Annotated in this window: 17 protein-coding genes; 5 read left to right on the top strand and 12 right to left on the bottom strand. The window is 67.9% G+C overall.

Translation table 11 applies throughout. The features are described 5' to 3' along the window. Positions 1-17 precede the first annotated feature (17 nt). From AC5RVS_RS05685 to AC5RVS_RS05670, 4 genes are read right to left on the bottom strand one after another with little or no spacing between them, the layout of a single operon-like run. On the bottom strand, positions 18-815 hold the full coding sequence (locus AC5RVS_RS05685; RefSeq protein WP_494107473.1) for an ABC transporter permease: 798 nt from the start codon (positions 813-815) through the stop codon (positions 18-20). An 11-nt stretch (positions 816-826) separates the two neighbouring features. Continuing rightward, positions 827-1,762 carry an ABC transporter permease gene (locus AC5RVS_RS05680; protein ID WP_494107472.1) on the bottom strand — a complete coding sequence of 312 codons (936 nt, stop codon included), beginning with the start codon at positions 1,760-1,762 and terminating at the stop codon, positions 827-829. Continuing rightward, positions 1,762-2,925 carry an ABC transporter ATP-binding protein gene (locus AC5RVS_RS05675; protein ID WP_494107471.1) on the bottom strand — a complete coding sequence of 388 codons (1,164 nt, stop codon included), beginning with the start codon at positions 2,923-2,925 and terminating at the stop codon, positions 1,762-1,764. Before AC5RVS_RS05675 ends, AC5RVS_RS05680 begins: the two co-directional genes overlap by 1 nt. After that, positions 2,925-4,148 (bottom strand): ABC transporter substrate-binding protein, encoded by a 1,224-nt coding sequence (locus AC5RVS_RS05670; RefSeq protein ID WP_493989619.1) that lies wholly within the window; start codon positions 4,146-4,148, stop codon positions 2,925-2,927. Before AC5RVS_RS05670 ends, AC5RVS_RS05675 begins: the two co-directional genes overlap by 1 nt. A gap of 369 nt (positions 4,149-4,517) precedes the next feature. Between AC5RVS_RS05670 and AC5RVS_RS05665 the strand changes: the two genes are divergently transcribed. Continuing rightward, entirely contained in the window at positions 4,518-5,012 is a 495-nt protein-coding gene (locus tag AC5RVS_RS05665) for an Lrp/AsnC family transcriptional regulator (RefSeq protein ID WP_493989620.1), read from the top strand. A gap of 74 nt (positions 5,013-5,086) precedes the next feature. Beyond that, entirely contained in the window at positions 5,087-6,475 is a 1,389-nt protein-coding gene (locus AC5RVS_RS05660; RefSeq protein ID WP_494107863.1) for an aspartate aminotransferase family protein, read from the top strand. Between the two features lie 214 nt (positions 6,476-6,689). Here the strand turns inward: AC5RVS_RS05660 and AC5RVS_RS05655 are convergent, their stop codons facing one another. From AC5RVS_RS05655 to AC5RVS_RS05640, 4 genes are all read right to left on the bottom strand, one after another. Further along, on the bottom strand, positions 6,690-7,739 hold the full coding sequence (locus AC5RVS_RS05655) for a siderophore-interacting protein (RefSeq protein WP_494107470.1): 1,050 nt from the start codon (positions 7,737-7,739) through the stop codon (positions 6,690-6,692). Between the two features lie 99 nt (positions 7,740-7,838). Beyond that, complete coding sequence (locus AC5RVS_RS05650; protein WP_494107469.1) at positions 7,839-8,708, bottom strand: ABC transporter ATP-binding protein; 870 nt, start codon at positions 8,706-8,708, stop codon at positions 7,839-7,841. After that, positions 8,709-9,785 (bottom strand): FecCD family ABC transporter permease, encoded by a 1,077-nt coding sequence (locus AC5RVS_RS05645; protein ID WP_494107862.1) that lies wholly within the window; start codon positions 9,783-9,785, stop codon positions 8,709-8,711. A 137-nt stretch (positions 9,786-9,922) separates the two neighbouring features. After that, on the bottom strand, positions 9,923-11,038 hold the full coding sequence (locus AC5RVS_RS05640; protein WP_494107468.1) for a FecCD family ABC transporter permease: 1,116 nt from the start codon (positions 11,036-11,038) through the stop codon (positions 9,923-9,925). Between the two features lie 173 nt (positions 11,039-11,211). Between AC5RVS_RS05640 and AC5RVS_RS05635 the strand changes: the two genes are divergently transcribed. Continuing rightward, positions 11,212-11,955, top strand: a complete 744-nt coding sequence (locus AC5RVS_RS05635) for an alpha/beta fold hydrolase (RefSeq protein WP_494107467.1) — start codon at positions 11,212-11,214, stop codon at positions 11,953-11,955. 62 nt (positions 11,956-12,017) lie between these two features. Here AC5RVS_RS05635 and AC5RVS_RS05630 read toward each other — a convergent pair whose 3' ends face one another. Continuing rightward, a complete protein-coding gene (locus AC5RVS_RS05630) occupies positions 12,018-13,055 on the bottom strand; it encodes an LLM class flavin-dependent oxidoreductase (protein ID WP_494107466.1) in 1,038 nt (345 codons plus the stop codon). 164 nt (positions 13,056-13,219) lie between these two features. On the opposite strand from AC5RVS_RS05630, the gene AC5RVS_RS05625 reads away from it, so the two are divergent. Next, on the top strand, positions 13,220-15,253 hold the full coding sequence (locus tag AC5RVS_RS05625) for an acyl-CoA dehydrogenase family protein (protein WP_494107465.1): 2,034 nt from the start codon (positions 13,220-13,222) through the stop codon (positions 15,251-15,253). Between the two features lie 13 nt (positions 15,254-15,266). On the opposite strand, the gene AC5RVS_RS05620 is transcribed toward AC5RVS_RS05625, so the two are convergent. Both AC5RVS_RS05620 and AC5RVS_RS05615 read right to left on the bottom strand, forming a co-directional pair. After that, entirely contained in the window at positions 15,267-16,229 is a 963-nt protein-coding gene (locus AC5RVS_RS05620) for a hypothetical protein (RefSeq protein WP_494107464.1), read from the bottom strand. A 44-nt stretch (positions 16,230-16,273) separates the two neighbouring features. Then, on the bottom strand, positions 16,274-17,332 hold the full coding sequence (locus AC5RVS_RS05615) for a DMT family transporter (RefSeq protein WP_494107463.1): 1,059 nt from the start codon (positions 17,330-17,332) through the stop codon (positions 16,274-16,276). A gap of 85 nt (positions 17,333-17,417) precedes the next feature. Here AC5RVS_RS05615 and AC5RVS_RS05610 point away from each other — a divergent pair, with 85 nt between their 5' ends. Continuing rightward, positions 17,418-18,191 carry a MerR family transcriptional regulator gene (locus AC5RVS_RS05610; RefSeq protein WP_494107462.1) on the top strand — a complete coding sequence of 258 codons (774 nt, stop codon included), beginning with the start codon at positions 17,418-17,420 and terminating at the stop codon, positions 18,189-18,191. Positions 18,192-18,311: 120 nt separating this feature from the next. Here the strand turns inward: AC5RVS_RS05610 and AC5RVS_RS05605 are convergent, their stop codons facing one another. Then, a complete protein-coding gene (locus AC5RVS_RS05605; RefSeq protein ID WP_494107461.1) occupies positions 18,312-19,124 on the bottom strand; it encodes a gamma-glutamyl-gamma-aminobutyrate hydrolase family protein in 813 nt (270 codons plus the stop codon). Between the last annotated feature and the right edge of the window lies 1 nt (position 19,125).

Genomic DNA, 19,125 nt, shown 5'->3' with positions numbered 1-19,125 from the left:
AGCAAGCCGGGCGGCGGTCAGCGTGCCGCCAACATCTTGGCGCGGCGGTGGGCGAGGATCTGCCCGCCGATGACGATCAGCAGCGCAATGATGAACATCGCCGAGCCGATCACATTGGCCTGGGCGGGAATGCCGCGGGTGGCGGCCACGTAGATGAACTTCGGGAAGGTATCCACGTTGCCGGAGTTGAAGTTGGTAATGATGAAGTCGTCGAAGCTGATCGCGAAGCTCAGCAGGGCTGCAGCCACGATCCCCGGCAGCAGCAGCGGGAAGGTGACCCGCCAGAAAGCCTGCATCGGGGAGGCATAGAGGTCCGCCGCTGCCTCCTCCAGCTTCGGGTCGAGGCTGGACACCCGGGCCTTAACCGTGACCACGACGAACGAGATGCAGAAAACGGTGTGGGCGATGATGATGGTGCCCTTGCCCAGTTCCGCGCCCACGTTCAGAAACTGCGCCAGCAGCGAGGCGCCGAGGACCACTTCCGGAGTGGCCAGCGGGAGGAAAATCAGCATGTTGGCGGTGGCATTGAAGCGGAACCGGTAGCGGACCAGCCCGATGGCAATGGCCGTGCCCAGCAGGACGGCGATCAACGTGGCGACCGCGCCGATCTGGAGGCTGTTGCCCAGCGCCTGGCAGACTGCCGGGGCGCCGCACGGGTTGGCCCAGTTGTCCCAGGTAAAGGCGCGCCAGGTGAGGTTGGTGCGCCCGGCGTCGTTGAAGGAGAACACGAAGACGTAGGCGATCGGGACCAGCAGGAAGACGAATGCCAGTCCGCCGAACACAGGGACCAGCCAGCGGCCGAAGGAGTTTTTCACGTCAGAGCCCCCTACAGCAGTTCTTTGGTGCCGAAACGGCGGACGTAGATGAAGACCAGGGCGAGGATGGCGAGCATCAGCACAAAGGACAGTGCCGAAGCGCCCGGATAGTCGACGACGCGGAAGAACCGGGAGTCGACGACCTGGCCGATCATGGTGGTGTTCTGGTTGTTGCCCAGCAGCGAGGCATTGATGTAGTCGCCGGCAGCCGGAATGAACGTGAGCAACGTTCCGGCCATCACCCCGGGCATTGACAGCGGCAGCGTGACCGTCCTGAACGTGGTAAAGCCGTTCGCGTAGAGGTCATTGCCCGCCTCGATCAGCCGGGTGTCCAGCCGTTCCAGGTTCGCGTAGATGGGCAGCGTCATGAAGGGCAGGAAGTTGTAGGTCAGGCCGCAGACCACGGCGAAGGCGGTGGCCGTGAGCCGCCCGTCCTCCGGGAGCAAGGCAAACGTCCTGAGCACGGCGACTACCGGGCCCTCGTCGGCAAGGATCTGTTTCCAGGCCTGGGTGCGCAGGATGAAGCTGGTGAAGAACGGCGCGATGATCAGCACCAGCAGGATGCCCCGCAGCAGGCCGCGACCGCGCAGCCTGACCGCAATGAGATAGGCCATCGGATAGCCGATCAGCAGTGCAGCGGCAGTGGCGACCAGTGCGAAGCCGAAGGAACGCAGCAGCTCCGGCCAGTAACTGCCCAGCATCCGCACGTAGTTGTTGAATTCCAGCGCCGGGACGAATTGGCCGATGTCGGCCCCCGGCGGCTTCGTGTAGAGCGAGGTCGCCAGCAGCGAGAACACCGGGAGCACGAAGAACAGCAGCAGGAAGAAGAAACCCGGCAGGATCAGCCAGTAGCCCATCCGCCCCCGGCGGCGTTCCTCCTTGAGCTCGTCGCTGCCGCGTCCCTTATCCGGAGCGGGTGGCTTGTCCGCGGTGGCCAGGGAACTCATCAGTCACCGTCCTCGGGCGCCCCGTATTGCGGTTCCTCGTCGCCGTCCAGGCCGAAGGCGTGTTCCGTGTCCCAGCTGAGCACCACGGCGTCGCCCGGCTGCGCCAGCTGCTGGCCGTGGTTTTGGCTGAAGACGCCTACCGTGCCGACCCCGGCGACCTCAACCAGGTACTCGGTGCTGACCCCGGTGAACGAGGTGTCCAGCACCGTTCCGCGCAGGATGTTGGCTGCCTCGGCCGGCGCATCGTTCGGCCACATCATCTTCAGCTTCTCCGGGCGGATGCCGATCAGCGCCTTGCCCCGGTGCACCGTCGCGCGCTCCTTGAGCACGGCCAGCCGGTTGCCATTGGCATTGACGACGACGGCGTCGCCCCGGTCCTCGATAATCTCACCGGCGACCAGGTTGGATTTGCCCAGGAAGTTGGCCACGAAGACGGTGCGCGGCAACTCATACAGTTCCCGGGGCGCACCCATCTGCTCCACCCTGCCGGCGTTCATGACGGCCACGGTGTCCGCCATGGTCATGGCTTCCTCCTGGTCGTGGGTGACGTGGACAAAGGTCAGTCCCACCTCGGTCTGGATTTTCTTCAGTTCCACCTGCATCTGCCGGCGCAGCTTCATGTCCAGTGCGCCCAGCGGTTCATCCAGCAGCAGGACCGCCGGCTGGTTGACGATCGCCCGCGCCAGCGCCACCCGCTGCTGCTGCCCGCCGGAGAGCTGGGCCGGCCGGCGTGTGGCCAGGTGCGCCAGCTCCACCAGCTCCAGCGCCTTCTTCGCCTGCTCCTGGGCGTCGCGGACCTTGCGCCGGCGCAGCCCGAACGCCACATTGTCCAGCACGCTCATGTGCGGAAACAGGGCATAGTTCTGGAACACCGTGTTAACCGGCCGCTGATGCGGGCTGGTGTTGCTGATGTCCTTGCCGCCGATGCTGATGCTCCCCAACGTCGGCTGTTCCAGCCCGGCTACCATCCGCAGGGTGGTGGTCTTGCCGCAGCCGGAGGGGCCGAGCAGGGCGAAGAACTGGCCCGCCGGAATGGTCAGGTCCAGGGCATCGACGGCCACGAAGTCGCCGAACCGCTTGGTCACGGACGCCAGTACCAGATCCGCGCCGCTGTCTTCGCCGATGGCGTTGGCGTGCTCTGTCCTCAGTGGTGCCTGGGTCATCAGTTGCCGATCGCCTGCTGGAAACGGTTGCCGAAATCGGTTTCCTCATCGGCCTCCAGGCTGCGGAAGACCTTGACCTTGGCCAGGTCTTCGTCCGTCGGGAAGATCAGCGGATTGTCGACCAGTTCCGGATCGATCTTCTCCATGGCTTCCTTGGCCCCCTGCACCGGGCAGATGTAGTTCACGTAGGCCGCGACGGTCGCCGCGTTTTCCGGATCGTAGTAGAAGTCCATCAGCGCCTCCGCGTTCTTCTTGTGCGGCGAGCCGATCGGCACCAGCAGGTTGTCCGACCACAGGGTTCCGCCGGCTTCCGGGAGCGCGAATTGCCACTTGTCGCCCTCTTCGAAATTCAGCTGCGTGATGTCGCCCGACCAGCAGATCACTGCCAGCGCGTCGCCGGAGATCAGGTCTTCCTTGTAGGAGTTGCCCTTGACCTGGCGGATCTGGCCGTCGGCGATCTGCTTTTGCAGGACCTCCAGCGCAGCGTCGTATTCGCTCGTGCCCCAGTCGCCGGAAATGTCCACGCCGTTCTCCAGCATGAGCAAGCCCATGGTGTCGCGCATCTCGTCGAGCACTTCCACGCGTCCCTTGAGCTCGGGCTTCCACAAGTCGGATACCGTCCGCAGCCCGCCCGGGACCGCTTCCTTGTTCCAGGCAATGCCCGCGTATCCGGACTGCCAGGTCAGGGAGTTCTTCCGGTCCGGATCGAAGTCCACGTTCTTCAGGGTTTCCAACAGGTTGGCCGCGTTCGGTATGTTCGCGTGGTCGAGTTCCTGCGTGTAGCCGAGCCGGATCAGGCGTGCCGCCATCCAGTCGGTGAGCGTGATGATGTCCTGTCCGATGTCCTGCCCGGCGGCGAGTTGGCCCTGGATTTTCCCGAAGTACGTGTCGTTTCCGTCGATGTCCTCGGAATAGTTGGCCTGGATCCCGGTTTGCTTCGTGAAGGCCTCCAGCGACGGGTAGGTCTGGGTGGAGTCGTCATAGTCCAGGTACAGGGTCCAGTTGGCCCAGTTCACTTCCTTTTCCTGGTCAGACAGGTCTTCCGCCGGGGACAGCGCGCCTGCCGAGCCGGTGTTCGACGAGCCGCCCGTGCCGCCCGTGCCACACGCAGCGAGCAGGCCGGCCAAAGTCAGTCCGCCGGCGCCCATGAGGACGTTGCGGCGGGACATTTGCGCAGCGACCAGGCGTCGCAGGCGTGGGTCTTCAGGTAGTCGTTTCGGCATCTGGTGCTCCTGTTGACGGATCGGACCTCGCTGGTGCGTCGATAATTGCAGACGGCGGAGACCCCGACAATAGTTTCAGTTGTAAATTTTTGGTTACACGACGAAATCCGAAGCAAGCCCGCTTCCTGAACGCCGATTGCCCCCTCGCAAACGGGCACACCCGCGAAGTATGCACCCGGCGGACGAAACGGCCGCGCCAAAAAGCTGATGTGAGCTGCTTCACAACAGATAGTAGCCTCAAGGTCTTCGTATATCGATAGCCGCTGCGGCTAATCTTTTCGAAATCAGCACTTGCGCTCTTCCCAGACAACGGATTCAATAGTCAGCAATCCTGCCGGTGGCGGGTATTCGCTTAGGAGGTGGATACGCTTGACCTTGCTGCCCAGCGCCGGCCACGGCCCCATCGGCAACGGGCACAGCCCTGCGGTTGACCAGGTCTCCAAGGCCATCATCGAGCAACTGCAGGAAGACGGCCGGCGCTCCTACGCCGCGATCGGCAAGGCGGTCGGGCTCTCCGAAGCAGCCGTCAGGCAGCGCGTGCAGAAGCTGATCGACTCCGGCATCGTACAGATCGTCGCGGTGACCGATCCATTGCAGCTGGGCTTTGCGCGGCAGGCCATGCTGGGCATCAAGACCGCTGCCGACCTGCTGGAAGTGTCGGACAAGATCGCCGAACTGGACCAGGTGGACTACTGCCTGGTCACCGCGGGCTCGTTCGACATTCTGGCCGAAGTCATTTGCGAAAACGACCAGGATTTGTTGCGGCTGGTGAACCAGATCCGCGGCATTCCCGGTGTCCTGAGCACCGAAACATTCATGTACCTCTCTCTGCGCAAGCAGGAATACAACTGGGGAACCCGATGACACAGACATCCGCATCGCCAAGCACCAGCATCCCGGGCCAAGGCACGCCCGCCGGCACGACGACCGACGCCCCGATGCGCCGGACCTACACCACTCCGATGGGAACGGACCGCCAGCAGGCGGCCCGCGACCACCTCTGGATGCACATGGCCCGCCACTCACCGCTGGTTGCCGGCGGCAACGTACCGGTGATTACCCGCGGCGAAGGCCATCTCATCTACGACGACCAGGGCCGCGAATACATCGACGGTCTCGCGGGGCTCTTCGTGGTCCAGGTGGGCCACGGCCGCGAGGAACTCGCGCAGGCCGCCGCACGGCAGGCCAGGGAACTGGCCTTCATGCCGCTGTGGTCCTATGCCCACCCGGCGGCCATCGAGCTGGCCGAACGCCTGGCCCACCATGCCCCGGGCGATCTGAACCGGGTCTTCTTCACCACCGGCGGTGGCGAAGCCGTGGAATCTGCGTGGAAGCTGGCCAAGCAGTACTTCAAGCTGCAGGGCAAGCCCAACAAGACCAAGGTGATTTCCCGCGCCGTCGCCTATCACGGCACCCCGCAGGGAGCGCTGTCGATCACCGGCATCCCGGACATGAAGGCACCCTTCGAACCGCTGGTGCCGGGCGCTTTCCGCGTTCCCAACACCAACCAGTACCGCGCCCCGGCGGGCTTGGAAGACCCGAAGGCCTTCGGCCGCTGGGCGGCGGACCGGATCGGCGAAGCCATCGAGTTTGAGGGCCCGGACACCGTTGCCGCCGTGTTCCTGGAACCGGTGCAGAACTCCGGCGGCTGTTTCCCGCCGCCGCCCGGGTACTTCGAGCGGGTGCGCGAAATCTGCGACGAGTACGACGTTCTGCTGGTCTCCGACGAAGTCATCTGCGCGTTCGGCCGGATCGGTTCGATGTTCGCCTCCACCGACTTCGACTACGTGCCGGACATGATCACCTGCGCCAAGGGCATGACCAGCGGCTACTCACCGATCGGCGCGATGATCGCTTCCGACCGCCTGTTCGAACCGTTCAAGCACGGCGACACGACGTTCTACCACGGCTACACCTTCGGCGGGCACCCGGTCTCGGCCGCCGTTGCCATGGCCAACCTGGACATCTTCGAACGCGAGGGCCTGAACAACCACGTGAAGAAGAACGCCCCGGCCTTCCGCAAGACGCTGGAAAAGCTGCTGGACCTGCCGATCGTCGGCGATGTCCGCGGCGAGGGCTATTTCTACGGGATCGAACTGGTCAAGGACAAGGCCACCAAGGAGACGTTCAACGACGAAGAGTCGGAGCACCTGCTGCGCGGCTACCTGTCCAACGCGCTGTTCGACGCCGGCTTGTACTGCCGCGCCGACGACCGGGGTGATCCCGTGGTCCAACTGGCTCCGCCGCTGACCATCGGCCAGCGCGAATTCGACCAGATCGAGCAAATCCTGCGCTCCGTCCTCATGGAGGGGATGAACCATCTCTGACCGGCAGGACCCCCGGTGGAGGGAGCTTATCCCCGGGACGGCAAGGCGGCGGGTGGCCGGGCAGGGCACCCGCCGCCTTCATCCGGCTTCGCCGCGGACCTGCCGCAGCCACGCGCGCCGTCCGGCCAGGCGCGACCACCGGGCCCGTTTACCGACTCTCGTGTCCGCCGCCAGCCAAGTGCGCCGCGATGGAGGACGGGCCGGTACGGAACCCCTACAGTTCGGCCTTGCCGGCCCGCCAATAGCCCATGAACGCCACCTGTTTGCGGTCCACTCCCACGTCCCGGACCAGGTAGCGGCGCAGCCCGCGGATGACCGCCGCCTCCCCGGCAATCCACGCATAGAAGGGCCGGGTGGAACCTGCGGTGGTTTCCCACAGGATCACCTGGTCGATATCCACGTCTTCGGGGTCCTCCCCCGTGGCCGGGGCCAGGCCGGCTCCGGGCACAACGACGGCGGCGCGCACCGCCTCGTCCAGCAACTCGCCGTGGGGGCGGCCGGCCCGCGCCAGCCAGGAGATCTGCACGTCCGCGGCAGTCCGGATGTCCTGGAAATCCGCCGGGTCGGGAACCTCGAGCACGGCGTGGCCCGTCATGTGCTCCGGGAGGCTTTCCAGAATGGCCGCGATGGCGGGAACGGCGGTTTCGTCGCCGGCGAGCAGCACGTGCGAAGCCAGCCCGGGACGCCACTCAATGCCGCCGTAGCTCTTGGCCGTCGCGCAATTGGCCGCGGCGGCGTTCGGCCCAATGATGGTGACCTCGTCGCCCGGGGCGGCAGCGGCCGCCCAGCACGACGCCGGGCCGCCCTTTCCCTCGGCGTCGAAATGCAGCACAAAGTCCACGTCCAGTTCCGCGCCCCGGCCGCCTTCCGCCGGCCGGAATCCGCGGACGGTATAGGTGCGCATGGAGCCGCGTCGGGCCGGGTCCATGGCCAGCCATTGCTGGTACCAGCCGCCGCCCAGTTCCACCGCGGTGCCGGTGGTGACCGCCGTGGCTCCCTGGGTGGCCGTGGATCCGGGGTTGGCCGCGGGCACGGGGCCGCCGAATGCCGGCAGCGGCAGCGGATGTCCGTCGGGGCCGGTGGACGGGATCATCACCTTGATCCGCAGATCCAGCGTGGGCCCGTCCACGCCGAAACGGCGGAGTGACTCCCCGGAAAACGTGACCCGCCGGTAGCTCGGCGAGAGGTCCTCTACCCGGGCGACGGCGACGCCGAAGGCCAGCACGGGCACTACGGCGGATGTCTCAGTTGCTACGGCGGTCATCGTGCTCCGTTCTCCATGTTGTTCCATCGGCTGCGCCGGCGGGTCCCTTCAGCGCAGCAGGGGCCTGTGCGGGCAGTCGGTGACGCCGTCCGGCCCCGCTCACGCCGCAGGTTCTTTGTGCTCGAGGTCCGCCGTGGAGAGGACCGGCGCGGTGGCTGGTTCTCCAGCCGGGGCGGAGGCCTCGCAGTGGTGGCGGCCCACCGGAACCACCATCGGCGTTCCGGACACCGGGTCCGGGATCACCCGTGATTCCAGTCCGAACACCGTCTGCACCAGCTCCTCGGTGACCACGTCGGCCGGTGCGCCCTCGGCCACCACCTGGCCCCCCTTCATCGCCACGAGTTGGTCGGCGTAACGGGCGGCCAGGTTCAGGTCGTGCAGCACGATGGCCACCGAGGTGCCCCGGCGCCGATTCAAGTCAGTGATCAGGTCCAGCACCTCCACCTGGTGCGACACGTCCAGGAAAGTGGTCGGCTCATCCAGCAGCAGCACATCGGTCTCCTGCGCGAGCGCCATCGCAATCCACACCCGCTGGCGCTGGCCACCAGAAAGTTCGTCCACGTTCCGGTCGCCCAGCTCCAAGGTGTCGGTGGCCGTCAGAGCCGCGTCCACGGCGTCGTCGTCCTCGCGGGTCCACTGCCGGAACCAGCCCTGGTGCGGGTACCGGCCGCGGCCCACCAGTTCCGCCACCGTGATGCCGTCCGGGGCCGCCGGGCTTTGCGGCAGCAGGCCCAGCACCTTCGCGACCTCGCGGGTGGACTGCCGGTGGATGTCCTTGCCGTCCAGCAGCACGGACCCGCCAACCGGCTTGAGCAGCCGAGCCAGTCCACGCAGCAGCGTCGACTTGCCGCAGGCGTTCGCCCCGACAATGATCGTCACCTTGCCCTCTGGCAGCCGGACGGTGAGGTCCTGCACCACGGTGCGCTGGTCGTATGCCAGCGTGAGGTCGCGGGATTCGAGCGTTCGCACTTAGCCTCCTTGGCCTCGGCGGTTGGTGTTGACCAGCAGCCAGAGCAGGAACGGCGCGCCCAGCGCACCCGTCACTACCCCGACCGGCAGCGAGGCGCCATCGGTCACATACATCGGAATCAGGTTGGCCGCGGCGAAGTCGGCGGCCAGCACGATCAGGGCGCCCACCAGCGCGGCCGCCGGCAGCGATGCCGCACCGCCCAGCAACCGGCGGGCGATCGGCCCGGACAGGAACGCGATGAACGCCACCGGGCCTGCCGCCGCAGTGGCGGCGGCGGCCAACAACACGCCCACAGCCATCAGGCCCAAGCGGGCCGGCGCCACCCGGACCCCCAGCGCCGCAGCGGCGTCGTCGCCCATTTCCAGGCCGCGCAGGCTGCGCGCCAGCAGCGCCACGGCGACGAACAGCGCGGCCAGGCCGGCCACCAGCACCCCCGCCCGGTCCCAATTGCTGGAGTTCAGCGACCCGTTCAGCCAGACCAGCGCGTCCTGGGCGGTGCGGATGTCCGTGCGGGTCAGCAGGTAGCTGACCAGGGCCTGCATCACGGCCGCGAAGCCGATGCCCACCAGGATCAGCCGCGAGCCGGCCGCCCCGGACGCCGTGGTGGAGCGGTACGAAATCGCGTAGATTCCCCCCGCCACCACCAGCGCACCGGTCATGGCTGCGGCCGAGACCGCCGCCCCGGCCGCGCCGAACACGACGATCGCGGTCACGGCGGAGGCGCTCGCCCCGTAGCTGATGCCGATGATGTCCGGGCTGGCCAGCGGGTTCCGCAGCATGGTCTGGAAGATGCTGCCGGCCAGGCCGAACGCGAGCCCGACCAGCACGCCGATCACGGCCCGCGGCAGCTTGTGCTCCATCACGATGAAGCTGGCCCCGGGGATCTGTTCCCCGGCCAGCAGCCGGAGGAAGTCCGGAATGGTCACGGTATAGCTGCCCAGCAGCACGTCGACAAAAAACAGTACGACGACGATGCCTGCCAGAATGCCGACGGTTACCGCGCGCCGCCGGCTGCGTCGTCCGGCCCTGCCCGAAGCGGCGGCTCGCTTGTCGCTGCCTTCGCGAGGGCGGGGTATGTCTTCGAGGGCACCCTCTATAGACCCTGCCCTCGACGACAAACCCTGCCCTGGGCGATCTGGGGCCTGGGGCAGAGCGGAGTCGGCCGCCTGCTGCGCCAATTCCGGGCGATTTCCGCGCGGGGTATGCAGCCGGCTCACAGCCCGGCCGCCTTCCGCCGCCGGACCAGCCAGATGAACACGGGGGCGCCGATGACCGCGGTGGTGATGCCGGCTTCGATCTCGCCCGGCGGCGCAACGAAACGGCCCGCCACGTCGGCACCGACCAGCAGCACGGGGGCCAGCACCATGGAGTAGGGCAGGATCCAGCGGTAGTCGGGTCCGGTCAGCGCGCGGACCATGTGCGGAATGATCAGGCCCACGAAGGCGATCGGGCCGGCGATGGCCGTGGCCGCGCCGCACAGGACCACCACCCCTAGCGCTGTCAGGGCGCGGGACAGGCCCACCTTTTGGCCCAGGCCGCGGGCAACGTCGTCACCCAGGGACAGGTTGTTCAGTATCCTTCCGGTGAACAGCGTGACGACCAGTCCGACGGCGATGAACGGGGCCACCTGCCCGATCAAGTCCCAGCCGCGGCCGGCCACCGATCCCACCTGCCAGTAGCGGAAGCCCTCCAGGGTGTCCTGGTTGGTTACCAGCACCGAGTACATCAGTGAGCTCAGCCCTGCGGACAGCGCGGCGCCGGCCAGCGCCAGCTTGATCGGCGTGGCGTCTTCCCGACCCATGCTGGCCACCCCGTAGACCAGCACGGCGGCGAGCGCGGCACCGGCGAACGCGAACCAGACGTAGCCGGACAGTTGGGTCACGCCGAACAGGAAGATGCCCGCCACCACCGCGAGCGCGGCGCCGGCGTTAACGCCCAGGATGCCCGGATCGCCCAGCGGGTTGCGCGCCACGCCCTGCATCGCGGCGCCGGCGACGCCCAAGGCCGCTCCCACCAGCAGTCCGGTGACGGTCCGAGGGATGCGCGAGTGGACCACGGCGTGGTCTCCGTTGGCGGGGTCGAAGGCGGTGAAGGCCTGGATGAACGTCTCCACGCTGATGGGGCGCGCCCCGAGGGACAGCGAGGCAAAGCAGATCAGGGCCAGCACCACCAGGGCGGCCGGGATGCCCACCAGCGCCCTGCGCGGGAGCCGCGTACCGGGAGCGGTGGAGGACGGCTTGCCGGTTCCGTTGGCGCTGCCCGACGCGCGGCCGGCGGGATGTCCGGACGCCGGATGGGAAGGCGCCGTTGCCGCCAGATCAGCTGGCATGCGCATACCCCCTCGGGCCCGAAAAAGCGACTCAAGTAAGGCTAACCTATCTTCGCTGGCAATAAGAAACGATTTCTTGCCCTATTTGCCCCCGTGCCGCACCCACGGCTCCGGGACGGCCCGCGACCTCCGCGGCATCGGCGAACGCCCGGCCCGCCGGGCATAATCGAGCCATGACGCCTCCGATCGTCCTGCTGCACGGCTGGGCCTGCTCCGCCGGCTACTGGAAGCCGCTGGCCGCCCGGCTCTCCGCCGGCGGCCGCGACGTCGCGGCCCCGGACCTTCCCGGTTACGGCGGCGGCCTGCCCGCCGGCTTCGACTGGACCGTCGAGAACGCCGCCGCGGCCCTGGTCGACCGCTTCGGCAGCGGGCCGGTGCACTGGGTCGGGCACTCCCTGGGCGGGAACATCGCCGCCACCATCGCGGCACGCTTCCCGCGGACGACGACGTCGCTGACCTTGGTGGGGATGGTTCCGGTGGCGCCGTCGGCGGCAACCGTCGACAGGCTCAGCCGCCTGTTCGGTCGGAAGCCGGCCCGCCCCGAGGAGGACCTTGCTGCGGCCGATGAGCTCATCGGGGCCTGGTTCCGAGGCGGCAGCGAACCGCAGGGTGCGGACCGCGAAACATTCCGGGCCCCCTTCAGGCGGCACCCCGACGTCGTGCGCCGGAGCCTTCCCGCGGGGCTGGCCGGCGCCGCACCCGGGGTCGCGGAGCTGGTGGCCGCGCCCACCCTGGTACTGACCGGCACGCGGGATCCCACCCGGCCGCCCGCCGCGGTCGCGGACTTCCTGGCCCGGCACCCGCACTGGCACCACGAAGCCGTGCAGGATGCCGGGCACATGGTGCACTGGGAGCAGCCTGCCGCCTGCGCCGCCGCGCTCCTGCGGCACGCGGCGTCCGCCGAGCACCGCGCCTGATCCAAGCCGCCGCGCCCAAGGTCGTCAACCCCCGGGCGCGTTACACCCCGGGCCAGGGCGCGCTAGGGCTGCTTGGCCGGATGGGTTTCCCGCTGGATCACCGGCATGATTTCGGTGGCCAGGAGTTCGATGGACCGGGCGGTGTCCGCGAACGGCAGCCCGCCCAGGCCCACCTGCGCCATGTAGCGGTCGTGGCCGAACAGCTGGTACTGCTCCATGATCTTGTCGATCACTTCCTGCGGACTGCCGGCCAGCAGGCCCCCGCCCGGGCCGGCCCAGGCTTCGAAGGTCTCGCGGGGAAAATGCCCGGCAGGCCGCGGCATGTTCTGCTCGAAGTACGCGCGGTAGTACGGGTAGAACGTGTCGCGCGCCTGCTGCGAGGTCGGAGCGACGAAAAAATGGCCGCCCGTTCCCACCGGCAGCGTGGCCGGATCGTGCCCGTGGGCTGCGGCGGATTCACGGTAGTACTCAATGTGCCGGACGAAGTGCTGCGGACCGGAGAGCAGCGCCAGGTACAGCGGCAACCCCAGGCGTCCGGCCCGCTCAAAGGAAGAAGGCGTGCCGCCCACGCCCACCCAGACCGGAAGGCTTTCCTGCAGCGGCCGCGGCGCCACGTCCATGCCCCGAATGCTGTGGTGGTACGTGCCGTTCCAGCTCAGGTTTTCCTGTCCGCGGGCGGCCAGCAACAACTGGAGCTTTTCTTCGAACAGTCCGTCGTAATCGGCCGTGTCGTACCCGAAGAGCGGATAGGACTCGGTGAAGGCGCCGCGGCCGGCAATGATCTCGGCGCGTCCTCCGGAGAGCAGGTCCAGCGTGGCAAACTGCTCGAACAAGCGCACCGGGTCCTGCGTGGACAGCACGGTCACCGCCGTGGCCAGACGCAGGTTGGTGGTCTCACGGGCAATGGCAGCCAAAACGATTTCCGGTGCCGAAATTGCGAAGTCCTTGCGGTGGTGCTCGCCGAGCCCCAAGAACGAGATGCCGGCCTGGTCGGCAATCTTGGCCAGTTGAACCAGCTCCTCCAGGCGCCGGCGGGGCGACAGCGCCTCGCCGCCCGGGCCTCGCGTCAGCTCGCCGAAGGTAAAGATGCCAAAGTCCATGGTGCTCCCGGGGTAGCGTGCAATAACTGATTACTTGAAGCTTCAGTTATTCACGGATATTCCCGGGATCCCGACTCCCCCCTCGGCAAAAGGGCTACCGGGCAGTAACATGAGGGAACAGCACAGGGCCTGGAGCCCGCAGGCCCGCGTCGAAGGGGACTGCCATGAGCGCCGAGACCGACCAGACAACTGCCGCCCGCGCCGCCGGTGCCGGAGCGAAGGCCGGGCAAGCCGGCACGGCGCCCGACGCGGGACCGTTGCCGGCCGAAGCAGGGACAGCCGGACCGGCCGAGACCGGCGAGCGGGAGGCGAGGGAACTCGCCGAGGCAGCCCGCGAAACCGAATGGAACCGGCCGAGTTTCGCGAAGGGCCTGTACATGGGCCGCTTCGAACTGGAACTGATCCATCCCCATCCGCTGCCGAAACCGTCCGAGCGCGAGGCCGGCGAGTCGTTCCTGGCAAAGCTGGAGGAGTATGCCCGCACCATGGACGGTGCGCGGATCGAGCGCGACGCGAAGATCCCGGATGAGTACCTTGCCGGCCTGGCCAAGCTCGGCGCGTTCGGCATCAAGATCCCGGTCGAATACGGCGGCCTCGGACTGTCGTTGCTCTATTACGGCCGCGCCCTGATGCTGCTGGGCTCCGTGCACCCCTCGGTCGGTGCGCTGCTCTCGGCCCACCAGTCCATTGGCGTTCCCGAACCGGTGAAGGTCTTCGGCACCGAGGAGCAGAAGCGGGAATACCTGCCCCGCTGCGCGGCCGGCGCCGTGACGGCGTTCCTGCTCACCGAGCCCGACGTCGGATCCGACCCCGCCCGGCTCGGCACCACCGCCACGCCCACCGAAGACGGCGAAGCGTACCTGCTCAACGGCAGCAAGCTGTGGACCACCAACGGGGTGATAGCGGAACTGGTAGTGGTGATGGCCAAGGTCCCGGAGCATGACGGACAGCGCGGCGGCATCTCCGCCTTTGTGGTGGAAGCGGATTCCCCCGGCATCACGGTGGAAAACCGCAACGCCTTCATGGGCCTGAGGGGCATCGAAAACGGCGTGACCCGGTTCGACAACGTCCGCGTCCCCGTGGCCAACCGCCTGGGCCGCGAAGGCCAGGGCCTGAAGATCGCCTTGACCACGCTGAATACGGGCCGCCTGTCCATCCCCGCGCTCTGCGCCGCGAACGGCAAGTGGTCCCTGAAGATCGCCCGCGAATGGTCCAATGCCCGGGTGCAGTGGGGCAAACCCGTGGGCAAGCACGAGGCGGTCGGCAAAAAGATCGCCTTCATCGCCGCAAGCTCCTTCGCCCTCAACGCCGTCTTTGAGCTGTCCGCCGGACTCGCCGATGCCGGGATGAAGGACATCCGGATTGAAGCGGCACTGGCCAAGCTGTGGTCCAGCGAATTCGCCTGCAGGATAGCCGACGAGCTGGTCCAGATCCGCGGCGGCCGCGGCTACGAGACCGCCGCATCACTCGCTGCCCGCGGCGAGCGCGCCGTTCCGGCGGAACAAGCGTTCCGCGACATGCGGATCAACCGGATCTTCGAAGGCTCTACCGAAATCATGCACCTGTTGATTGCCCGCGAGGCCGTCGACGCCCACCTGGCAGCGGCCGGAGACCTCGCCTCGCCCGACGCCGGCGCCCAAGCCAAGGCGAAGGCGGCCCTGGGCGCCAGCAGCTTCTACGCCAGATGGCTCCCCCAACTGCTCGCCGGCCGAGGCATGGACCCGCGGTCGTACAACGATTTCGGCCTGCTGGCCCGGCACCTGCGGTTCATCGAACGGTCCTCCCGCCGGCTGGCCCGGCAGACGTTCCTCGGGATGGGCCGGTGGCAGGCCGGGTTGGAGAAGCGGCAGGCCTTCTTGGGCAGGATCGTGGACATCGGTGCCGAACTCTTTGCCATGGCGGCCTGCTGCAGCCACGCCGAATTGCTGCGCAGCCAGGACGCCGCCCAGGGCAAGTCGGCCTACCAGCTGGCCGACGCCTTCTGCCTGCAGTCCAGGGAGCGGATCGGCCGGCTCTTCGGCGAACTCTGGCGTAATTCCGACTCCAGCGACGCCAGGCTGGCCTCGCATGTGCTGGCGGGCGACTACGCCTGGCTGGAAACCGGCGTGCTGGACCCATCCGAGGGCACCGGACCGTGGATTTCCGAGCACCCGGGCGGCGCCTCCGCCAAGGAAAACCTGCACCGCTCCTACCGCTGATTCCTCCCGAGGCTCAGAGCAAGGGCCACACCCGGCGTTGCGCATCGAAAACGTCCCAAGCGCGCGGCACCAGGCCCAGCGACACCTCGCACATCCGCTGCAGCTGCTGCATGCTCCCGGGCCGGAACTCCTCGGTGCCGGATTCGCTGAACGGATCCGGATACCGGGATCCCTTCGCGGAGGCCCACTCCAGCCCGTGTGAATGCCCGCTGCAGAACTGCCAGACATACATCAACGACGGCGGCAGATCCTCCTCCCGCAGGTCCTTCAGGATGGAGGTTTGCGTACGGTTCTTGGTGGCGTAACCCCAGGAACCGTCGGCCTTGCGGGCGAAGACCGGCGGCAGCTGCAGCGACTCCGCGGCCTCGTTGACCGCACGGCGCCGCCCGTTGAAGTAATCCATTGCCCGGGCATGCCGTTCCGGCCGAAGATCGGCCAGATACGCATCCCAGAACGACGCGGCATTGAAGACGTCGCGGGCAATGAGTACCAGGCTGCGCCGCGCCCGCTCAGTGCCGTCGTCGGGCAGGAGCGCCCACAGCACGGTGGAGGTGCATTCGATGACCGTTCGCACCAGCGAGTACGGCGAGTGCGTGTGCACGCGGTAGGCCGCGGTCCCGTGCTGCCCCGGTGGCCCGGGCTTCCCGGGCTTCCCGGGCTTCTCCTGCTCCGGGTGCTGCCCGTGCTCCTCTTGCTCCTGCTCCCCCTGTTCCTCGAACAGCAGCCGGCGCAGCGCCAACACATTGTCGGTCGCCGCGGCCAGGGACTGGCGCAGCAGGCTGCTCACGCTTTGGACCGTGGCGAATCGATCGTCCAGCAGCGCCAGCGGGGACCCCCGCTCGACGACGGCGTCGTCCCGCAGCAGCCATGGCTCCAGTTCGCGCAACATGTGCAGGACGGCCAGCGCCGCGCGGCTCTCCGGATCCGCGCCGAAGACCGAGCGCATCGGGCCCATCGAGGCACCGCCGTCGTCCATTGGGCCATGGTAGCGCCGCACGCCCGCCCGCCGATCTTCGGCGCTCAGCCTGCCTGCCGTGCGCGGCCGGGACGGCGGGACCGGCCGGAACGGGCAGCAATCAGCAGCCCCGCGCCCGTCAACCCGATGCCCACCAGTGTTTGCGGACCGACCGCGCTCCCCACGGACGGCCAGAAAAGATCCAACACCAGTGCACCCACCAGCTGCCCGCCGATCACCGTCAAGGTCGTCAACAGCACGCCGGTGCTGGCCACCGCGACGGTGGCGGCGGCCAGGATCAAGGTTCCGAGCGGCCCGCCCAGGTACAACCACCAGTCCCCGGTCACCAGGTCGGCCCGCCCGGTAAACACCGCCTGGACCGCCCAGACCGCCAGCAGCGCGACGGTCCCTACCCCGAAGTTCAGCAGCGTGGAAATCACCGGGCTGCCGTGCGCCGCGCCGATCTGGCCCAAGACGCCTTGCTGCACGCTCTGCATCAACCCGGCCGCCAGCGGGATCAGCATGAACAGTACGAGCAGCCCCGCGGAACTGGATGAACCCAGGTGGGCGCTGGCAGCAATGAGCGAGGCCAGGAAAGCCAAAGCGGCGCCGGCAAACCTGGCACCGCTGACCTCGATTTTCCGTCCGGCCCCAATCCCCCAGCGGTCCATCAGGAGGCCGGAAGCCATCTGGCCGGACACAATGGCGATGGTGAACAGCGACAACCCGATCGGCCCGACGGTGGCTGCTTGTGCGAACACATAGAAGGCGCCGACAACGCCGGCCGCCAAGTACCAGCGGGGGTAGGCACGCTGCTGCAGGAGCCCGGGAACGGCACGCAACTTTGCCCGCACCGACGGGTGCACCAGCGTGAAGAGCAGAACGGCCGCGAACCCGGTACCGAAACTCACCAGGGCCGCTCCCACGTGGTCCCGAAGCTCGATGCCCAACTGGCTGTTGAGGCGGCTCTGCATGGCCAGCCCGACTCCCGCGACCATCGCCAGGAACAACGCGAGCGGCCCGGCCATCCGGATGCTTTGGCGGCGCGCCGCGCTCTGCCCGCCGGGTGGGTAGGCACCGCCGCCGGTGTCGCGGGGAGAATCTGCGGGCCGGTCGGAGTGCACGTGCCGATGCTATCCCGGACGGCAAGAATCCCGTCTCTTTGACCCACTTGACGTTGCCGTTACGTCAACCTCCATAGTGGTTGTCATGGGAACAGCACCGCAGCTCGATCGGGCCGAATACTCCATCCAGGAGGTCGCCAAGGCGGCAGGAACAACCAGCAGGACCCTGCGGCATTACCAAGACATGTGCCTGCTCGAACCGAGCCGCATCGGCCACAACGGCTACCGCTACTACGACGACGGAGCCCTGCTGCGGTTGCAACGCATCCTGCTGCTGCGTCAACTCGGATTGGGGCTGCCGGAGATCACCAAAGTGTTCGAGGGCGCCCGGGACGCGTCAGCGGCCCTGCGCGGCCATCTGGAACTTCTGATGCAGGAGCGTGATCGGCTGGAAAGGCAGATTGCCTCCGTCAAGACCACCATCGACAAGACAGAAAGGGGCGAAGATCTCGTGGCCAGTGAGATGTTCGACGGATTCGACCACACGCAGTACAAGGAGGAGGTCGAAGCGCGCTGGGGCAAGGACGCCTATGCCAAGGGCGACAGGTGGTGGCACGGCATGTCCGGCGCGGAGCGGAAGGCCTGGACGGAACGGTCCGGCCAGCTGATCGCCGACTGGGTCGCCGCCAGCCAAGCCGGGGTCGCCGCCGACAGCGCGGAGGCGCAGGCGTTGGCGCAGCGCCAGTTCGACTGGCTTTCCAGCGCCAACGGCGGCCAGCAGGTCTCCTACGGTTACTTCACCGGCCTTGGCGAGATGTACGTGGCCGACCCGCGGTTCGGCGCCAATTACGGCGGCAACGCCGGCGCGTCCTTCGTGCGGGATGCCATGAAGGCCTACGCCGAGAAGCATTTGGCTTAGGCCCCCCAGCCTCAGCGGGACGGGCTCAACTGCCGGGTTCCCACCCCGGAGCCTGGGGAGGCAAAGTCCGCAACCGCTCCGGGCCACCGCTCCGCCAACCGGCTCCGCAGCCCGCCCTGGTCAGCCCAGTCCTGCGGTCGTCTTCCGGCACGCCCCGACGAACGGCTCGAGCAAGGCCCGGAACTGCCCTTCGGGTGATCCGGGTTCTTCGGGGTGCCACTGGACCGCCAGCAGCCAGCCTTCATCGGGGCGGGCGAGTTCCACGGCTTCCACCACCCCGTCGGCCGCAGTTGCCACGACGCGAAGCCGGTCACCCAACCGGCGCACCGCCTGATGATGGCCGGACTGGACCGCCACTTCTCCGGTGCCGAGCGCCGCCGCCAGCAGGCTGTCGGGGGCGATCCGCACCGGATGGCTGGCCATGGGCGGCTGAGGCCGATGGATTTTGTGGAACGATTCCGGGCCCAGGTCTTCGAAGAGGGTGCCGGCGAAAGCAACGTTGATCAGCTGGAGTCCGCGGCAGATGCCGAGGACCGGCCGGCCGTTCGCGATAGCCCCCTTGACCAGGTCAATCTCGGTCTCGTCGGCGGCGGTGTCCACGCCGTGGACGGTTTTTTCGTCGCTGTCGCCACCGTAGCGGGCGGGATCCACGTCCCCGCCGCCCAGGATGACCACGCCGTCATAGTCGAGGGCGCTGAAGACGTGGCCCGACGCCGAATTCACGACGACGGGATCCGCGCCCGCGGCTTTCAGGCCTGCGGCCGCATGCCCCGCCAGCCCGGCCAGCACGTCCGAGAACCAGGCGGGATGGGACGGTGCGTTCTGGGCGTAGCTGACGGCAATACGGGGATGGCCGGTGCGGGGGCCGGGACGCCCGACGGCGGTGCGTGGCTCCACGCGGGCACCGCCGTCGTCATCCAGCCGGAGGGACACA

The sequence above is a fragment of the Arthrobacter sp. Y3221048 genome (genome assembly GCF_059092685.1).
This window is presented reverse-complemented; position numbering and strand designations above follow the sequence as displayed.